This window comes from Rhodococcus sp. AD45-ID, assembly GCF_003023755.1.
Taxonomy (GTDB): domain Bacteria; phylum Actinomycetota; class Actinomycetes; order Mycobacteriales; family Mycobacteriaceae; genus Rhodococcus_F; species Rhodococcus_F globerula.
In genome coordinates this window covers 377,553-393,750 of record NZ_PYHL01000003.1, presented here as the reverse complement: position 1 = coordinate 393,750, position 16,198 = coordinate 377,553, and the positions used below count along the sequence as shown (strand labels likewise).

Here is a 16,198-nt window from a genome sequence, read left to right as displayed (position 1 = left end):
TCCCCTATCCCGACAAGTTGAAGTTGCCGGACCCACCGTAAATGGCGAGTGAGATGAGCAGGGTGACGGTGACAACCGCAATCAGTGAGGCGCGCACCGCATTACCCACGGCGACGCCGACGCCGACCGGGCCACCGGTCGCGTTGAAGCCGTAGTAGGTGTGAATCAACATGACCGCTAGGGCCATGACTATCGCTTGCGCAAACGACCACAATATGTCCGTGGGTATCAGAAAGGTTGTGAAGTAATGGTCGTACACACCGCCGGACTGGTTGTACAGGTACACCGTCGCAAAACGGCTGGCCATGAACGACGCAATCACTGCCAGCGAGTACAACGGGATGATGGCGATCATGCCGGCCATGACACGGGTGCTGACCAGATACGGGATGGACGGGATGGCCATCGTCTCCAGGGCGTCGATCTCCTCCGACACACGCATCGCTCCGAGTTGCGCGGTGGAGCCGGCACCGATGGTGGCGGCCAAACCGATTCCCGCGATGACGGGTGCGGCGATACGAACGTTGATGAACGCTGCGAAGAATCCCGTCAGTGCCTCGACGCCGATGTTTCCGAGCGAGCTGTAGCCCTGCACGGCGATGGTGGCTCCGGTGAAGAGAGTCAGGAAGCCGACGATCACGACGGTGCCACCGATGACGGCCAGTGCTCCGGTTCCCATGCTGATCTCGGCGATCAAGCGAAGTGTCTCGCGTGGATAACGCATCAAAGCCTTTGGTGCGTGTCCGATTGCTTTCGCGAAGAACAGTGCCTGATCACCGATGCTGTCGACGCCGCGAGAGACGGATCGAATCTGCCGCCGAGTTCGCGGGAAACGCCCTGCTGCTGCCAATGCCATCAGTACGCCTCCCGTCCGTCGTGGTGTGTCACAGTTCTCCTGCTCGCCGTGCGCCTCATCCGGCCGTCAACTTGATACCGATGGTGGTGATGAGCACATTGACGACGAACAGCGCCATGAAGGCGAACACGACGGTCTGGTTGACGGCGTCGCCGACGCTCTTGGCGCCGCCCTTGACGTTGAGCCCGAGATACGAGGCGACAAGTCCGGCGATCATGCCGAAGAGTCCAGCCTTGACCATCGAGAGCATCAGCTCGCCGAATCCGGTCAGCAAGGTGATGCCGTTGACAAATGCTCCGGGGTTGACGTCCTGGATGAATACCGAGAACACAAAACCGCCGAGGATGCCGATGGTAATGACCAGGCCGTTGAGCAGCAGGGCCACTCCGGTGGACGCAAGCACCCGAGGCACAACAAGCCGCTGGATCGGATTGATGCCGAGCACTCTCATCGCGTCGATTTCTTCGCGGATGGTACGGGCGGAGAGGTCCGCGCAGATTGCGGTGGCGCCGGCGCCGGCGACGATGAGGACTGTCACGATGGGGCCGACCTGTGTGACGGTGCCGAGCGCGGCTCCCGCACCGCTGAGGTCGGCAGCGCCGATCTCCCGCAACAGGATGTTGATGGTGAAGCTGACGAGCACGGTGAACGGGATGGCGACCAGCACGGTGGGGACCATCGAGACCCGGGCTACGAACCAGGCCTGATCGATGAATTCCTGACGCTGGAAGGGACGAGAAAAGACTGCCCGCAAGGTTTCCGCTGACATCTGAAAGAAGCCACCGACCGCCCGTAATGGCACCTCGACGAGGTCTACCATCCGTCCTCCTCGTCTCTTGTTGCCGCAACACTGTCTGTTTGCATAGTCCAGCCCCCGACAGCTTGTGACTCAGGTCATATTAACTAGAACGTGTTCACCTGTCAAAAACGGGCGCATATCACCGGGAATAGCCAAATTTCACGACCGGGAAACCCTGCATCGAACACACCTCATACTGTCCGCCATTTGCGGACAAATGATCGAAATATCATGCAAGTTAATACTTTTGGTGGATGATCAACATCGGCGATGCCGTCAACAATCAGAAAACGCGCGCTCCGTTCGCGGGTTCTACCACCCTGCCCATGACGCGCGAAATTAGAACACAGTCCACTTTTTTGAAGACCGACAGTCTCGTATTCGCGACAAATCAGTCATTCGGACATGTGACCATGCTCTTTCTACCAAAAAACACGACGACAACGGCGATATCTGTGAATTTGAGTTTCGTGTCGTGGGCAAGCCGGCAGCAACTCGCGTCAGCCCAACTCCCGAAGAGCTGCAGAAGCCGAGAACATCGTGGCGGGATCCCGGTCGGCAAAGTAATCACCGATCGCGACGGACAACGACTCGGGCGACCAGGCCGCCCCGTCGGCGTCGAACCGCCGCTCCACCACGGGCGCCGCCATCAGCGCGACCATGGGGCCGTAGACGATAAAGACCTGACCGTTGACTGCGTCTGCTGCCGGCGATGCCAGATACGACACCAACGAGGCCACATGCTCGGGTGAGAGCGGATCGATGCCCTCGTCCGGCGCGTCACCGAAAACACCCTCGGTCATCGACGTCCGTGCCCGTGGGCAGATGGCATTGGCGCGCACCCCGTATCGAGACAACCCGCGAGCGGCGGAGAGAGTCAGCGCCGTGATGCCCGCTTTGGCGGCACCGTAATTCGGCTGACCTTCCGGCCCCAGCAATCCCGCTTCGGACGACGTATTGACGATGCGCCCGTATACCGGCGCGCCGGCTTCCTTCGACTTGGTGCGCCAATACGCAGCGGCGTTGCGGCACAACAGAAAATGTCCACGCAGATGGACTTCGAGTACCAGATCCCAGTCTTCGTCGGACATGTTGAACAGCATCCGATCGCGGACGACTCCGGCGTTGTTGACTACGATGTCGACACTGCCGAACTGGCCTTGCGCCTTCTCCATGAGCGCGTCCGCCGTGGAACGTTCGCCGACATTGCCGGCAACAAATTCGACCTTGGCGCCCAGGCTACGAATCTCGTCGAGAGTTGCTTCGACGGCCTCGTTCGGCGCCAGATCGTTGACAACCACCGACGCGCCGGCTTTCGCCAGGGCGATGGCCTCGAACTTTCCGAGTCCCGATCCGGCACCGGTCACGATGGCGACCTTGCCTTCGAGACTGGTGTCCTCGCTCTTCACAGCATTCATCGACGCGTTCTCCCAGTTCTGTGCGATCGTGAACCCGACCGTCTCGGCGGAGCCTGTCGGGCCTCACGACTTCGCAACTTTAGAACGTGTTCCTGTTTTGGGCAATAGCCCTCACGGATGTTCCGTCAATGCGGCGCGTGGGCACTGGGCGATCGCGGAACGAACATCCTCCCAGCGATCCTCCGGTGGACGCGCCGAACTGATCACCAACTCCTCGTTGTCGTCGAGGTCGAAAATATCGGGGGCGATACCGACGCAGACTCCGTTGGCCTCACAACGGTCCAGATCAACCCTGACCTCCATGGGTATTCCTCTTCTCTACTCACACATTTGGGCGCCACAGACTAGTGGAGAAACGGGCATCGCAGGGCTGCGCTCCGCACCGTTCCTGCCATAACACTAGAACCTGTTCCACCTCGTGTGCAATGATTCGGAAAAGTAGCAGAAACGAGTGCCTGGATTCGCCCACGTGCGTGCCACGCCCGGAGAACCTGCCTATAGAACCTGTGCCAGATAGTCGATTTGTATCTCTACTTCGAGAGGCAACCATGCACATCACCTACACACCTGAGCAACAAGCGCTTCAGGAGGAGTTGCGCGCGTACTTTGCTCAACTGATGACCCCGGCACGCCGGGAAGCCCTCGCAGCCACCACCGGCGAGTACGGCGAAGGAAACGTCTACCGCGAAGTTGTGGCACAGATGGGCCAGGACGGCTGGCTCACGCTCGGCTGGCCCAAGGAGTACGGCGGGCAGGAACGATCCGCCATGGACCAGCTGATCTTCACCGACGAAGCTGCGATCGCCGGAGCGCCGGTGCCCTTCCTGACCATCAACTCCGTGGCCCCGACAATCATGCATTTCGGCACCGAGGAGCAGAAGGCGTTCTTCTTGCCGAAGATCTCGCGCGGCGAACTGCATTTTGCCATCGGGTATTCCGAGCCCGGAGCCGGAACCGACCTGGCATCGCTGCGCACATCCGCCGTCAAGGACGGCGACGACTACATCATCAACGGCCAGAAGATGTGGACAAGCCTCATCCAGTACGCGGACTACATCTGGCTCGCCTGCCGCACCGATCCGGAAGCCAAGAAGCACAAGGGAATCAGCATGCTGATCGTCCCCACCACCGCCGAAGGATTCTCCTACACGCCGGTGCACACCATGGCCGGACCGGACACCAGCGCCACCTACTACCAGGATGTGCGTGTTCCGGCGTCGTCGATCGTCGGTGAGGAACACGGCGGCTGGGGCCTGATCACCAATCAGCTCAATCACGAACGTGTTGCGCTTACCTCGGCCGGTCCGATTCTGACGGCGCAGCGCGAGGTCCGCGAGTGGGCCCAGAACACCAAGCTTCCCGACGGCCGACGCATGATCGATCAGGAATGGGTGCAGATCAACCTGGCGCGGGTTCATGCCAAGGCCGAGTACCTGAAACTGATGAACTGGGAAATCGCGTCGACCACCGATCACGCTCCTGGCCCGGAAGCGGCGTCGGCCAATAAGGTGTTCGGCACCGAATTCGCCACCGAGGCTTACCGATTGCTGATGGAAATCCTCGGAACGTCGGCCGTCATCCGGCAGAACTCCCCCGGCGCGGTCCTACGTGGACGAATCGAACGGATGCACCGTTCCTCGTTGATCCTGACGTTCGGCGGCGGCACAAACGAAGTGCAGCGCGACATCATCGGTATGACGGCCCTGGGCTTGCCGCCCTCAAAGCGATAAGGACACCTCGCGACATGGATTTCACCTTCACCGAGGCCCAGAACGATCTGGCCGGCCTCACCCGCGGAATTGTCACCGAACTGGTCACCAACGACCGCCTCCGTGAACTCGACGCAGCGCAGGACCGCACCGACCGCACACTGTGGGCGGCGCTCGCATCGTCCGGCGTTCTCAGCGCAGCCTTGCCGGAATCGGTGGGCGGAGACGGATTTGGTGTGCTCGAGCAGTGCAGCATTCTTGTCGAATTGGGCCGGGCTGTTGCGCCGGTGCCGTATCTGACGTCCATCGTGTCGTCCGCCGCCGCGATCGCGGAATTCGGCGACGACACCCAGCGCGCCGACTGGGCTGCGCCCGCAGCACGCGGCGAGAAGATCCTGACAGCAGCGCTGTCCGAAGAATGGGGCGACAATCCGGCTCTCCCGTTCACGCGTGCGAACCGAACGGAAACCGGTTGGGAGCTGACCGGCACGAAGATCGTGGTCGACAGCGCACCGATAGCCGACCTCTTCCTGGTCCCCGCAAGCACCGACGACGGTGTTGTCGTGTTCCTGGTGCAGCCGGGCGACGTCGGTGTCAGTGTCACAAGGCAGTCGATAGTCGACTTCGGCAGCGCAGGCCAGGTCGATCTCGATGCGGTCCAACTACCGGACGACCGGGTGCTCGGCTCGGTGGCTCGGGGCTCCGAGATCAGCGAATGGATCGTCGAACGTGCCCGACTCGGTTCCAGCGCATACCAATACGGTGTACTCGATCAGGCCCTGAAATTGACCGCGGAATACGCGCGCGAGCGAGTCCAGTTCGGTCGCCCGATCGGCAGCTTCCAGGCTGTGGCTCAACGACTGGCCGACGGGTACATCGACGTCAAGGGAGTGCGTCTGACTCTCTGGGCAGCGGCCTGGCAGCTGAGCGAATCTCTCCCTGCCAGCGAGTCCGTCAAGACCGCGAAGTTCTGGGCAGCCGACGCCGGCCATCGCGTCGCACACACCGCCGTCCACGTCCACGGCGGCGTCGGATTGGACGAGGATCACCCGATCCACCGGTACTTCCTCGCTGCCAAGCGTCACGAATTCCTGCTCGGCAACACCACCGATCTGCTGCGCAGTCTCGGTAAGGAACTCGCTGACGAGCCCGCATGAGCTTGTCTCATTAAGCGGAGTCCCACCAAGCGGAATACCCGGACCTGGTCCTCGACGAATCGGTAATGATGCAATTATGAGTGAGAGCCCCACCGTTTCAGATCTGCTCCTCGGAGTCAGTGAGATCGACTCGTACGGCATCCGATTCGAGGACCAGGTCATCACCTGGCGCGAGCATATCCAGGCCTCGTTCGACCGCGCCGCGATGCTCGATGCTGTGCTCGACCACGAGCGTCCACGACACTTCGGTTTGTTGATGGAGAACATTCCGGAGTTCTCGCTGCTACTGGGCGCAGCGGCCTTCTCCGGCACGGTGCTGGCCGGACTGAACACGACGAGGCGGGGGCCGGCGCTGGCTCGAGATGTCGCATTGGCCGACTGCCAGATCATCTTCACCGAAAACAGTCAGGCGCATCTTCTCGACGGTGTCGACCTCGGCGATGTTCGGGTGATCAACGTCGACTCGCCGGAGTGGACGGAACTGTTGGCGCCCTTCGCCCATTCCCCGCACAACGCCTGCGCAGTCTCTGCCGACGACCTGATGATGCTCATCTTCACCTCCGGGACCAGCGGCGATCCCAAGGCTGTTCGTTGCACGCACTCCAAGATCGCAGATCCCGCGATCATGCTCGGTGATCGATTCGAACTCGGGCCGAGCGATGTCATCTACATGGCAATGCCGATGTTCCATTCCAACGCGATCATGGCAGCGTGGGCAATCGCGTTGCACCGCAAGTGCGCAATTGCCATGCGTCGCAAGTTCTCCGCTTCGGGATTCCTCCCTGACGTCCGCAAGTACGGCATCACCTACTCCAACTACGTCGGCAAACCGCTTTCCTTCATCGCCGCGACACCCGAGCAGCCCGACGATCACGACAACACTCTGAAGATCATGTACGGCAACGAGGGTGCCGCTCCCGCAGTCGCCACGTTTGTCCGTCGCTTCGGCGCGCGCGTCATCGACGGATTCGGTTCCACCGAGGGTGGAGTGTCGATCGGCGCAGCGCCTGTCCCCCGTGCCGGCACTCTCGGACTGCTCCCCGAAGGCGTGAAGATTCTTCACCCCGAAACCGGAGTTCCCTGCCCACCTGCAGAATTCGACGCGGATGGCCGGATCGTCAACGCAGACGAGGCAACCGGCGAAATGGTCAACGTGACCGGTCCGGGAGCCTTCGCCGGGTACTACAAGAACCCCGAAGCCGACGCCGAACGTATGCGCAACGGTCAGTACTGGACCGGCGACCTCGCGTACGCCGACGCCGACGGATACGTCTACTTCGCGGGGCGCAGTTCCGGGTGGCTGCGCGTCGACGGCGAGAACATCGGCGCCGCCCCCATCGAACGCGCGCTGACCGCCTACCCCGGCTTTGCGCAGGTGTCCGTCTACGCAGTCCCGGACAGCGATGTCGGCGACCGAGTGATGGCGTCGGTCATCCCGGTAGGTGATGTCAGCAACTTCGATCCCGAAGCGGTTGCCGCATACATAGATTCACGTCCTGAGCTGGGCCCGAAGCAGAAGCCCACACTCATCCGGGTCTGCAGCGAATTTCCGCGGACCGCAACCTTCAAAGTTGTCACCCGAACCCAGAGCGCGGAGCGCTGGAATACCAGCGATCCGGTCTGGATCCGTCAACGCGGCGAGGCCGAATTCCAGTTGCTCACGCCTGAGCGGGCGCTCACTCTCGAGAAAGTCACGGTCGGAGCACAGTGAAGGTGCGGCGTCGGCTCAGTAGTGTTGCGCGAGCGGCTTGTGCGCTGACACCGTCTTGTAGAACTCGGTGAGCTGAAGCTTCGACGCCGCGGCTTCGTCGACGACAACTGTTGCGTGTGGGTGCAATTGAAGAACCGATGCGGGACAGACCGCGGCGAGGGGTCCTTCGACCGCGGCGGCGATCGCGTCTGCCTTGTGTTCTCCGGTTGCGATCATCACAAGATGCCCTGCGTCGCAGATCGTTCCGAGACCCTGTGTGATGACGTGGCGCGGAACGTCGTCGAGGCTCTCGAAGAATCGTGCGTTGTCTATCCGGGTCTGTTCGGTCAACGTTTTCACCCGTGTGCGTGAGGTCAGCGACGACGTCGGCTCGTTGAATCCGATGTGGCCGTTTGCCCCGATGCCGAGGAGTTGTACATCCACCGGACCGTTGGCGGCGATCGCGCGATCGTAGGCTGCGGCAGCGCCGAACGGGTCTCCGGTAGTTCCGTTCGGACTGAACACGCGAGCACTGTCGAGGTCAAGGTGATTGACCAGCTCGGTCCGGATTACCTGCGCATAGGACTCGGGGTGTCCATCCGGGAGGCCGACGTACTCGTCGAGCAGAAAAGCCTGCAGGCCGGCAAAACTCAAGCCTTCCTCGCGGTGGCGCCTCGCAAGTTCGCGGTAGACGGAGAGCGGCGACGATCCAGTTGCCAAGCCCAAAGTTCGTGCGCCGGAGCGTACTGCGTGGTCGAAGATATCGGCGACAACCGTGCCGGCTGTATCCGCGTCGTTGACGATGACAATTTCCATCGGAGTTCTTCCTCTCAGCTTTCCATGGTGTTCGTAAGCCAGTTTCCCGAAGCCATGACTGCTCGGGGCAAAAGTTTTTTGTCGGTAACGACAAGATCGGCGCGGCATCCCGGGACGAGGTCACCGACAATCCCGGTCAATCCCAACAGCGCGGCGGGAGTTGCAGTTGCGGCGGTGACCGCCGCGAGCAGATCCACCCCGGCATCGAGCACCGTCCGACGCACGATGTCCATCAGCCTGCTGGTACCGCCGGCTATTGCGGTGTCGCCTTGTCCGGCAAGTCGGGCCACTCCGTCGACAACGTCCACGTCGAGTGGACCGAGCGGGTACCGCCCATCCGGCATACCTGCTGCCGCCATGGCGTCGGAGACCAGAGCAATCTGATGTGGGCCGACAAGATCGAACACCGTGGAGACAGTTTCATCGGCCAGATGGACACCGTCGCCGACCAACTCGACCACCATCTGGCCACGGGCTGCGGCCGCCAGGCAGGCAGCCACTGCGCCAGGCTCGCGGTGGTGCATAGGCGCCATTCCGTTGAAAAGGTGTGTGGCACTGAGCGGTGCGTGAGCCGAATGTGCGATCGATCGGGCGGCGGTCGGATTGGACGCGTCGGTGTGACCGATGCTGACCACCACGCCGTTCTCGGTCAGCATGGTCGACAGTTCGGCAAAATGCGCGGTCTCGGGTGCGATGGTCATCGAGCGGATGTGACCGCGCCCGGCAGCCAACAGCGACTCGAGCAGGGCTGGATCGCCGTCGAGAATGCTTGCAGGATCCTGTGCACCACACCGCAGTACCGACAGGAACGGACCTTCCAGATGGATTCCGGCGAGCGTGCCGCGCTCCACAAGCGACGCCAGCAATTCGATGCGGCCGTGCAAGACATTCGGCGGCGCCGACACCAACGACCCGATCACCGAGGTCGTTCCGTTGTGTCGGTGGTGATCCGCCGCTGCGGTGGAACCGTCGCGATCGGCTTCCGGGAAACCGAATCCGCCGGCCCCATGGCAGTGCGCGTCCACGAGACCGGGAATGATCGTCGTGCCCGGATCAGCAGGTTCCGGGAGTTGGTCCGTCCGCTCCGACGCGGGTCCGGCCCACACCACTCGATCACCGGACGTCTCGACGACTCCGTCGGCCAGCATGCGGCCTCCGGTGATCAGCTTTCCACGCAGGATCACGACATCACCTGTGTTGCAACAGAACTGTCCATGTCGGCGATCCCCAACTCGCGGAGCACCGCGTCCGCCAGCACATAGTGCCCGTTTTCGTTCGGATGGAACGCATCAGCCAAGAGCGACGGCGGCGGACCCTCAGGTGAATCCGCGAACCACTGCTCGTAGTGATCGATGAAGATCGCGCGCGTCGACGCGGCAACCTGGCGGGTCATCTCGACGTAGTCGATCAGCGCGGATCGCGTCGGCGCGTTCGGGACGTCGATGGGCGGCGGCGTCTGCAGAATCGGAACGGCACCGAGCGCACGTGAGCGGAAGATGATGTCGGACAGGTCTTCCCGGAATCGTTCGAGATCGACGCCGCCGCCGCCGAGAGCGTCGTTGGTGCCGAGCATGATCAGCACCACCGACGGCTCGAAGATCTCGATGCGATGGGCAAATCCGTCACGGACGTCGGACGAGCGGTTACCGCTCACGCCGGTGTTGATCACAATGTGATTGAACAGCGACATCTCGCCACGGATGCGTTCCGCAAAGTGTTCGACGTAGCTGCGCTGCCCGTTTGTGTGAGCCAAACCCTGCGTGATGCTGTCGCCGGTGAACACCCACCGGATCGGTGTGGACGAATCTTTCAGCAGTGCTTCGACTCTGCGACGCTCAGCCGTCATCGACCATCGCTCCGTGCGCCCGCGATCGCCTTGGCGAACGTCGCGGTAATGAAGGCTGGATCGGTGATCGCGGTACCCACCACTACCGAATCCGCACCAAGCGCAATCGCCTGCGCTGCATGCTCCGGGCTGTGGTAGCGACCTTCCGCGATCAGCACTGCATCGGGAAGTGCGTTCCTCAGTTCCGAGATCAGCTCCAGATCGGGACCACTGAGCCGTCGACTGTTCTCGGTGTAACCGGCAAGGGTACTCGAGATGATGTCGGCGCCGGCCTCTGCGGCCGCAATGCCATCTTCGAGCGTTCCACAATCAGCCATCACCAGAGCGCCTCGCGCATGGACTGCCTCGACGGTATCCGCGAATGTCAATCCGTCCGGGCGTTGGCGCAATGTCGCGTCGGCTGCAACGACTTGCGCACCGGCGTCGACAACGTCCAACGCGGATTCTCGTGTCGGAGTGATGAACACCCCGGAGGATCCGATCTTCGTCAGACCGATCACCGGCACCGTCACAGCAGCGGCGACAGCGGCGACGTCGGGTGTTCCGCCCACTCCGCCGCAGCGAATCGCGGCAGCGCCGCCGTCGACGGCAGCCCTGGCCATCCGCTCGATTGTTGCCGTGTCACGCAGCGCGTGCCCATGGCCGGCCTGGCACGAGACGACCAGCTTTCCGCTGATGATCTTCAGTAACTCGTCGAGTGTCATCGTGATACCTCTGTTCGTGTTGCGGCGGCAAGCAGTCCGGCGCCCACCAATGGCGCGTCGGTACCCAACCGTGCCGGGAGAATGGCGGTCTCGGCGATCGGCTTCATCGCTTCGACGCGGAATGCCGACATCAAGGGCGACAGCAGATCTGCTCCGATCTGGGCGGCGCCGCCGCCGATGACGATCACCTCGGGATCGAAGGCCGTTGCCACTCCGGCCAGAACCCGGCCGAGTAGTTCACCCGCATCGGTGATCACTGCGCGGGCAATCGGGTCACCCGAGTGCATCAGTGCAACCACCTTCTGCAGAGGCTGCACGGGAACACCAGCCCTGGCGGCATACTCGGCAGCCATGGCGGGTCCGGAGGCAACCGCTTCGAGGTGATCGGTGCGGCCGCAGCCACAGCCGATGGCACCGGCCGCGGGAACGAGCAGATGTGCCAGTTCACCTGCCGTGCCGTGAGCGCCATGACGGAGTTGACCGCCGATGGACAGCGCGCCACCGATGCCGGTGCCGATCGAGACGAACAACACGGAACTCCGACCGTGGCCGGCACCGATCATGTTCTCCCCGTGCGCCATAACTCGCACGTCATTGTCCACGGTCACCGGCAGCGACATACGCGCTTCGAGCTCACTGCGCACCTCTGCGCCCATCCACCCGGGCAGGATGTCGGAAGCGAACACCACTCGACCACTGGACCGATCGACGATTCCCGGTGCACCAACACCGATTCCGTCAACGGTGTGTGTGACGCGTAACTGGTCGATCAGTGCAGCTGTAGTGTCGAGCACCGCGTCTCGGCCCGCAGCCGGTGTTGCTGCGCGAACGGATTCGAGTACTTCACCTGAAGAGGTAACCACGGCTGCAGCTACTTTGGTGCCCCCGATGTCGACACCGATCCAACGCTCCTGCCCGTGCGTCATCGTCAGATCAGTCCGGCGCGTTCGAGAATGACCTTGATGGTTGCGGCCTCGGACTCGTCGAGAGACAGCATCGGAGCACACATCGTGTTGCTCGAGATGACACCGCGCAGAGCCAGTGCAGTCTTGAAGGCGCCCAATCCGGCAGCACCTGCACTGACGCGGCCCGGCGTCGGCGCGTCGACGATGGAGAAGAGATCCGTGAGCCGGTCCTGCTCGACCTTGGCGGCAGCCCAGTCGCCGGCCTGCGCGGCGCGCCACAACCGGACGTAGCCGTGGGGATCGACGTTTGCCAGGCCGGGCACCGCACCTGATGCACCCATGAGCAGGCAGCCGTCGACTACAACCTCGTGGCCGGTGAAGACGGCAAAGTTCTCCAGGCCGACGGACTGACGCAGCAGCATGCGGAAGCTGACGTCGTCGCCGCTCGAATCCTTGACACCGGCAATGACACCTTCGCGGCCGAGTTCGACCAGCATTGCGGTGGAAAGCTTGCTGTGAACACGGACCGGAACGTCGTAGGCAAACAGCGGAAGGTCTACTGCCGCATGGATGGAGCGGAAGTGCGTGGCCGTCTCTTCGGCGTTGGTGATCGCGTAGAAGGGAGCTGTCGCGACGATGGCGTCCGCACCGGCCTCACGTGCCTGCTCGGCAACTGCGATGACGCGGTTCGTCGTCATGTCGTTGACACCGACCAACACCGGCAACTGGCCGCCGACATGTCCGATGGCCGTCTGCACAACCTGGGCGCGCTGAGCATCGGTCAGGTAGCCGACCTCGCCCGAGGAACCGAGGATGAACAGGCCGTCGACGCCCGCCTCGATCTGCATCGACAGGAGGCGCTCGAGCGACTTCGTGTCGACGTCACCGTCAATGGTCAAGGGTGTGACGATCGGAGGAACAATTCCGCTGAAGGTCGTGGTGTCCGTGCTCATGGGGTCTCCGTACGTTGATTATCGGATTAAATTGCGGGGCAAAACACTTGAAGGTTGATCACACGGAAACCGGCTGCCCGCACGCGGCGGACCGGTATGCGGCGTCGATCACGCGCATCGATGCGCGAGCGTCGGCAACCGAGTAATCGGGGTTGATCCGGTTCGGCAGTCGATCGAGTAGGTGAGCGAGGAAGCTCGACACCGCATTGTCGGATCCGAAGCCCCCGATGGGTAGTGCGGTGACATCACCGGAAGCACCGAACTGCATGAGCGCTGGTTTGTCGTCGTCCGAACTGGCGTAACCGTGCGATCCGAGTACCCGAACCGTTGCGGTATTGGCACCGAAACCTGGTGCTGCGGGGATTCTTCCGACTGTGACGGTCGCAGTGACGCCGTGTGCCAGCGCGAGTGAAATGAGCGCGGTGTCTTCCACACCGAACTTCTCGTGTGCGCCGCCGTACAACGTGCTTGTCTCCGCGTACACCTCGGTGACGTCGAGTCCGGTGAGGTAACGGAGGTAGTCGGCGGCGTATCCAAGGAAGTTCACAACTTCTCCCCCGCCGGACAGTGCCGGGTCGACAACCAACTCCGGCCGTTCCACGGATGTCGCAAAATGTGTTCCGCTGGCGAGGAACTCGATGTCCACGTGGCGTGGAAGTCCGAGGTTTCCCGCGTCGATCCAGCGGCGCAGTCTCCGCAGGGCGGGTGAATGCGTGCGGTTTACTACGGTGCAGATGCGCCCGTTTGCCTCAGCTGCTTCCTGAACCGCCGCGGCTTCTGTCTCGTCGATTCCCACCGGCTTGTCCACGAGGACATCAAGTCCCGCGTTCAAGGCAGCTATAGCGAGCCTCGCATGCCGAGTCGGTTCGCTGCAGATCACTGCCAGATCGATCCGGTCGGGGTCGAGAAGCTCACCGAGGTCGTCGATCCACGCGATGTCGGCGGCAGCGGCCATCTTCATTCCGTCTTCGCGGATCCAGTCGGGCACCGATGATTCGTCGGCGACACCGACCAGGTGCACGCGGGGGTCGGTCCGCAACAAGTCCGCGTAGGACCCGGCATGCCTTACGCCGCTGATGAATCCGACACGGATCGAACCAGTGCTGGTCATTGCTGCCCTCCGATTGCAACGGCGCGCCCGGTATCAAGCGATTGTTGCGCGGCGACGGCTGTGGCGAGCGCCGCGCGCACCTGCCAGTTCTTGACCAACGGCGTCTGAGAACCGTCAAGAGTGCCGATCCAGTGGCGCATCTGATGCGTCATGGCGTCTTCGATCGACGACGGCGGCGCGTTGGTGGTGTCGGACATGAGCCCCGGATCATCGCCCGTGTCGTGCGCGAGAGTGCCCTGCGTGCCCGAGACGACGATGCGACGCACCATCTTTCCCGATTGTGGCAGCGCGTACGCCAACTCGATCAGCGCCAAGGAACCGTCCTCGAAGCGGACGGTCAGATGGAAGCTGTCATGAACGGGCATGCCGGCGGCAAACGTCGGAAAGCTGCGAGCGAACACGCGAATCGGCTTGCGGTCGATCAGCCAGGTCACCAGATCGAGTGCGTGCGTTCCGTTGTGAACGGGATGCCCACCGGAGCGTTCCTTGTCGTGTTGCCACCCGCGCCAGCCGCCCGGCCAGACGTGGCCGGTGTACCAACTCAAATGGATCAAGCGGGGATCACCGATAGCGCCCTGCGCGACGGAAGCGCCGATCGAGGTGATCGACGGCTGGAACCGCACGGTCTGACCGACCATCAACGACGTACCGTTGCCTTCGGTCGCTGCAACCATGGCGTCGAAGTCGGCGACGCTCAGCGCGGCCGGCTTCTCCACGTGGACATGCTTTCCCGCACGGCCTGCTGCAATCGTCACCGGCGCGTGATCCGGAGTTGCCCCGACGACGTTGACAGCCGTGATCGACGGATCTGCCAGAACTCGGTCCAGGTCGGTGCTCGCCTGCGCGCCCGGTGCGAGGGCAGCCACCGATGCAGCCCGGTTCAAGTCACTACCGACTACGTAGGCGACCTCCACTGTCGGCAGGCCGGCGAGCGAACGTACGTGGTCCCGCGCGATTCCGCCGCTGCCGATCACGGCAACGCGGACGCTCATCGCGCAGCTCGAATGTCCGCGGGCTCGGCTTGTCCGAGGCGCACCTGCTGCGCCACGACCAGCGCTCGGTCGGTGTCCGCCGTGAGGGGCGATTCGGCGCCGGAATCGAGAACCCGTGCGATCTCGTCGATTTCGTGGCGGATCGCGGCCTGCATCCACACCGACGACGCCCCGCCGCCGGAGTTGTACTTCTGCGTCTTGGTTGCCGAGTCGATCAAGGACTGATTCTCGTCCGCGTCGTCGAAGATGGGCCAGGATTCGACAACCTGACCTCCGGTGAAGCGCTGCACAACTCCGGTACGGAAATCCGCCCGAAGCGCGCCGTCCGATCCGTTGACCGTCAGATCCCACGACGACGTGTGCGAGCGGGTCGAGATCGTGTGGGTGCCGACCGCGCCGTTGGCGAACTTCACGACCGTCGTCCGGAATCCGTCCTCCGGTGTCGCGATGCTCGACACGCCGTCGACGTCACCGCCGAGCCAGCACATCAAATCCAGTTCGTGAATCTCGTGAGTGAGTTCGCCGCCGGTCTGACTCTTGTCGAGCTTCCACCACTGTGGGTCCGCGCCGGCGGTGTCTATCCACCGGGACCTCGATGTCTCGATGGCGTTGACGTCACCGATGTCTCCGGACCGGACCGACGCGGCCAGGGCTCGCACACCCGGCATCATCCGCATGATGTGTCCGACCATGAGCGTCGAACCGTTGGTGTCGGCGCACTCGATCATGCCGCGAGCTTCGGAGAGCTCGACTGCGAGTGGCTTCTCCACGAACACTGCCTTGCCCTGTGTCAGTGCGGCAAGTGCCGGTTCCGCATGGGTGTGATTGGGCGTCGCGACTACAACAAGGTCGATCGTCGCGTCAGCCGCCACCGCACCGTGATCGTTGGTGGGGGTCGCACCGAATTCTCCCGCGGCTTCCGTCGCCCGCTCTATATCTCGGTCGCAGAGCATCGTGAGTTCGAAACGTGGATGGGCAGCAAACTCGCGTGCGAGTGAACTACCGAAGAATCCGCAACCGACCACGCCGACTTTGTATCGGGTCATGAAGTCTCCAAAGATTGGATAAGGGATGTCCTATGTTATACGGCCAGTGCGATCGACCGTCAATTCGAGGTCGGTAACACAGTCTTCATCTATGCAGGTGAGAGCACTAAATCGTGAATGAAACTCGCCGAAATACGAAATTTCTCCCCGCGAGTTCTCACGACTCTCTAGACGCGTTCTGATCCACAATGTAGGT

The 16,198-nt window shown here is 62.5% G+C and carries 16 protein-coding genes; 3 read left to right on the top strand and 13 right to left on the bottom strand.

All coding sequences use genetic code 11. The features are described 5' to 3' along the window. Positions 1 to 4: 4 nt before the first annotated feature. From C7T36_RS25915 to C7T36_RS25900, 4 genes are all read right to left on the bottom strand, one after another. The gene (locus C7T36_RS25915) at positions 5 to 856 is read right to left on the bottom strand and encodes an ABC transporter permease (RefSeq protein ID WP_033232293.1); all 852 of its coding nucleotides are present in this window, start codon (positions 854 to 856) and stop codon (positions 5 to 7) included. Between the two features lie 55 nt (positions 857 to 911). Then, positions 912 to 1,676, bottom strand: a complete 765-nt coding sequence (locus C7T36_RS25910) for an ABC transporter permease (protein ID WP_033232294.1) — start codon at positions 1,674 to 1,676, stop codon at positions 912 to 914. A 479-nt stretch (positions 1,677 to 2,155) separates the two neighbouring features. Then, positions 2,156 to 3,073, bottom strand: coding sequence for a 3-oxoacyl-ACP reductase (locus C7T36_RS25905; RefSeq protein WP_045068701.1), 918 nt, complete (start codon positions 3,071 to 3,073; stop codon positions 2,156 to 2,158). 111 nt (positions 3,074 to 3,184) lie between these two features. Further along, a complete protein-coding gene (locus C7T36_RS25900) occupies positions 3,185 to 3,376 on the bottom strand; it encodes a ferredoxin (RefSeq protein ID WP_033232296.1) in 192 nt (63 codons plus the stop codon). A gap of 245 nt (positions 3,377 to 3,621) precedes the next feature. Between C7T36_RS25900 and C7T36_RS25895 the strand changes: the two genes are divergently transcribed. The 3 genes from C7T36_RS25895 to C7T36_RS25885 all read left to right on the top strand — a co-directional run bounded on the left by C7T36_RS25895 (position 3,622) and on the right by C7T36_RS25885 (position 7,650). Beyond that, on the top strand, positions 3,622 to 4,803 hold the full coding sequence (locus tag C7T36_RS25895; RefSeq protein ID WP_045068700.1) for an acyl-CoA dehydrogenase family protein: 1,182 nt from the start codon (positions 3,622 to 3,624) through the stop codon (positions 4,801 to 4,803). 14 nt (positions 4,804 to 4,817) lie between these two features. Next, positions 4,818 to 5,939: an acyl-CoA dehydrogenase family protein gene (locus tag C7T36_RS25890; RefSeq protein WP_045068699.1), complete on the top strand. Its 1,122-nt coding sequence runs from the start codon at positions 4,818 to 4,820 to the stop codon at positions 5,937 to 5,939. 76 nt (positions 5,940 to 6,015) lie between these two features. Further along, positions 6,016 to 7,650: a long-chain-fatty-acid--CoA ligase gene (locus C7T36_RS25885; RefSeq protein ID WP_045068692.1), complete on the top strand. Its 1,635-nt coding sequence runs from the start codon at positions 6,016 to 6,018 to the stop codon at positions 7,648 to 7,650. A gap of 15 nt (positions 7,651 to 7,665) precedes the next feature. On the opposite strand, the gene nagB is transcribed toward C7T36_RS25885, so the two are convergent. The 9 genes from nagB to C7T36_RS25840 are packed head-to-tail and all read right to left on the bottom strand — an operon-like array spanning position 7,666 to position 16,002. After that, positions 7,666 to 8,445 (bottom strand): glucosamine-6-phosphate deaminase, encoded by a 780-nt coding sequence (gene nagB, locus C7T36_RS25880; protein ID WP_033232300.1) that lies wholly within the window; start codon positions 8,443 to 8,445, stop codon positions 7,666 to 7,668. A 14-nt stretch (positions 8,446 to 8,459) separates the two neighbouring features. Next, positions 8,460 to 9,629 carry an N-acetylglucosamine-6-phosphate deacetylase gene (locus C7T36_RS25875; protein WP_045068690.1) on the bottom strand — a complete coding sequence of 390 codons (1,170 nt, stop codon included), beginning with the start codon at positions 9,627 to 9,629 and terminating at the stop codon, positions 8,460 to 8,462. Continuing rightward, positions 9,626 to 10,291, bottom strand: a complete 666-nt coding sequence (locus C7T36_RS25870) for an SGNH/GDSL hydrolase family protein (RefSeq protein WP_045068687.1) — start codon at positions 10,289 to 10,291, stop codon at positions 9,626 to 9,628. Before C7T36_RS25870 ends, C7T36_RS25875 begins: the two co-directional genes overlap by 4 nt. Further along, the gene (locus C7T36_RS25865) at positions 10,288 to 10,995 is read right to left on the bottom strand and encodes an N-acetylmannosamine-6-phosphate 2-epimerase (RefSeq protein ID WP_045068681.1); all 708 of its coding nucleotides are present in this window, start codon (positions 10,993 to 10,995) and stop codon (positions 10,288 to 10,290) included. Before C7T36_RS25865 ends, C7T36_RS25870 begins: the two co-directional genes overlap by 4 nt. Continuing rightward, positions 10,992 to 11,921: an ROK family protein gene (locus C7T36_RS25860; RefSeq protein WP_045068679.1), complete on the bottom strand. Its 930-nt coding sequence runs from the start codon at positions 11,919 to 11,921 to the stop codon at positions 10,992 to 10,994. The genes C7T36_RS25865 and C7T36_RS25860 overlap by 4 nt, the downstream gene beginning before the upstream one ends. A gap of 2 nt (positions 11,922 to 11,923) precedes the next feature. Then, positions 11,924 to 12,853 (bottom strand): dihydrodipicolinate synthase family protein, encoded by a 930-nt coding sequence (locus C7T36_RS25855; RefSeq protein ID WP_033232306.1) that lies wholly within the window; start codon positions 12,851 to 12,853, stop codon positions 11,924 to 11,926. A 58-nt stretch (positions 12,854 to 12,911) separates the two neighbouring features. Next, complete coding sequence (locus C7T36_RS25850; protein WP_045068676.1) at positions 12,912 to 13,964, bottom strand: Gfo/Idh/MocA family protein; 1,053 nt, start codon at positions 13,962 to 13,964, stop codon at positions 12,912 to 12,914. Then, complete coding sequence (locus C7T36_RS25845) at positions 13,961 to 14,956, bottom strand: Gfo/Idh/MocA family protein (protein ID WP_045068674.1); 996 nt, start codon at positions 14,954 to 14,956, stop codon at positions 13,961 to 13,963. The genes C7T36_RS25850 and C7T36_RS25845 overlap by 4 nt, the downstream gene beginning before the upstream one ends. Further along, entirely contained in the window at positions 14,953 to 16,002 is a 1,050-nt protein-coding gene (locus C7T36_RS25840; protein WP_045068672.1) for a Gfo/Idh/MocA family protein, read from the bottom strand. The genes C7T36_RS25845 and C7T36_RS25840 overlap by 4 nt, the downstream gene beginning before the upstream one ends. Positions 16,003 to 16,198 lie beyond the last annotated feature (196 nt).

What these genes read in the sequence shown, in the direction of transcription:
- C7T36_RS25865 (WP_045068681.1), bottom strand. Translation starts at nt 10,995, where the DNA reads ATGACACTCGACGAGTTACTGAAGATCATCAGCGGAAAGCTGGTCGTC.
- C7T36_RS25895 (WP_045068700.1), top strand. Translation starts at nt 3,622, where the DNA reads ATGCACATCACCTACACACCTGAGCAACAAGCGCTTCAGGAGGAGTTG.
- C7T36_RS25860 (WP_045068679.1), bottom strand. Translation starts at nt 11,921, where the DNA reads ATGACGCACGGGCAGGAGCGTTGGATCGGTGTCGACATCGGGGGCACC.
- nagB (WP_033232300.1), bottom strand. Translation starts at nt 8,445, where the DNA reads ATGGAAATTGTCATCGTCAACGACGCGGATACAGCCGGCACGGTTGTC.
- C7T36_RS25855 (WP_033232306.1), bottom strand. Translation starts at nt 12,853, where the DNA reads ATGAGCACGGACACCACGACCTTCAGCGGAATTGTTCCTCCGATCGTC.
- C7T36_RS25840 (WP_045068672.1), bottom strand. Translation starts at nt 16,002, where the DNA reads ATGACCCGATACAAAGTCGGCGTGGTCGGTTGCGGATTCTTCGGTAGT.
- C7T36_RS25905 (WP_045068701.1), bottom strand. Translation starts at nt 3,073, where the DNA reads ATGAATGCTGTGAAGAGCGAGGACACCAGTCTCGAAGGCAAGGTCGCC.
- C7T36_RS25915 (WP_033232293.1), bottom strand. Translation starts at nt 856, where the DNA reads ATGGCATTGGCAGCAGCAGGGCGTTTCCCGCGAACTCGGCGGCAGATT.
- C7T36_RS25910 (WP_033232294.1), bottom strand. Translation starts at nt 1,676, where the DNA reads ATGGTAGACCTCGTCGAGGTGCCATTACGGGCGGTCGGTGGCTTCTTT.
- C7T36_RS25890 (WP_045068699.1), top strand. Translation starts at nt 4,818, where the DNA reads ATGGATTTCACCTTCACCGAGGCCCAGAACGATCTGGCCGGCCTCACC.
- C7T36_RS25885 (WP_045068692.1), top strand. Translation starts at nt 6,016, where the DNA reads ATGAGTGAGAGCCCCACCGTTTCAGATCTGCTCCTCGGAGTCAGTGAG.
- C7T36_RS25845 (WP_045068674.1), bottom strand. Translation starts at nt 14,956, where the DNA reads ATGAGCGTCCGCGTTGCCGTGATCGGCAGCGGCGGAATCGCGCGGGAC.
- C7T36_RS25850 (WP_045068676.1), bottom strand. Translation starts at nt 13,964, where the DNA reads ATGACCAGCACTGGTTCGATCCGTGTCGGATTCATCAGCGGCGTAAGG.
- C7T36_RS25870 (WP_045068687.1), bottom strand. Translation starts at nt 10,291, where the DNA reads ATGACGGCTGAGCGTCGCAGAGTCGAAGCACTGCTGAAAGATTCGTCC.
- C7T36_RS25900 (WP_033232296.1), bottom strand. Translation starts at nt 3,376, where the DNA reads ATGGAGGTCAGGGTTGATCTGGACCGTTGTGAGGCCAACGGAGTCTGC.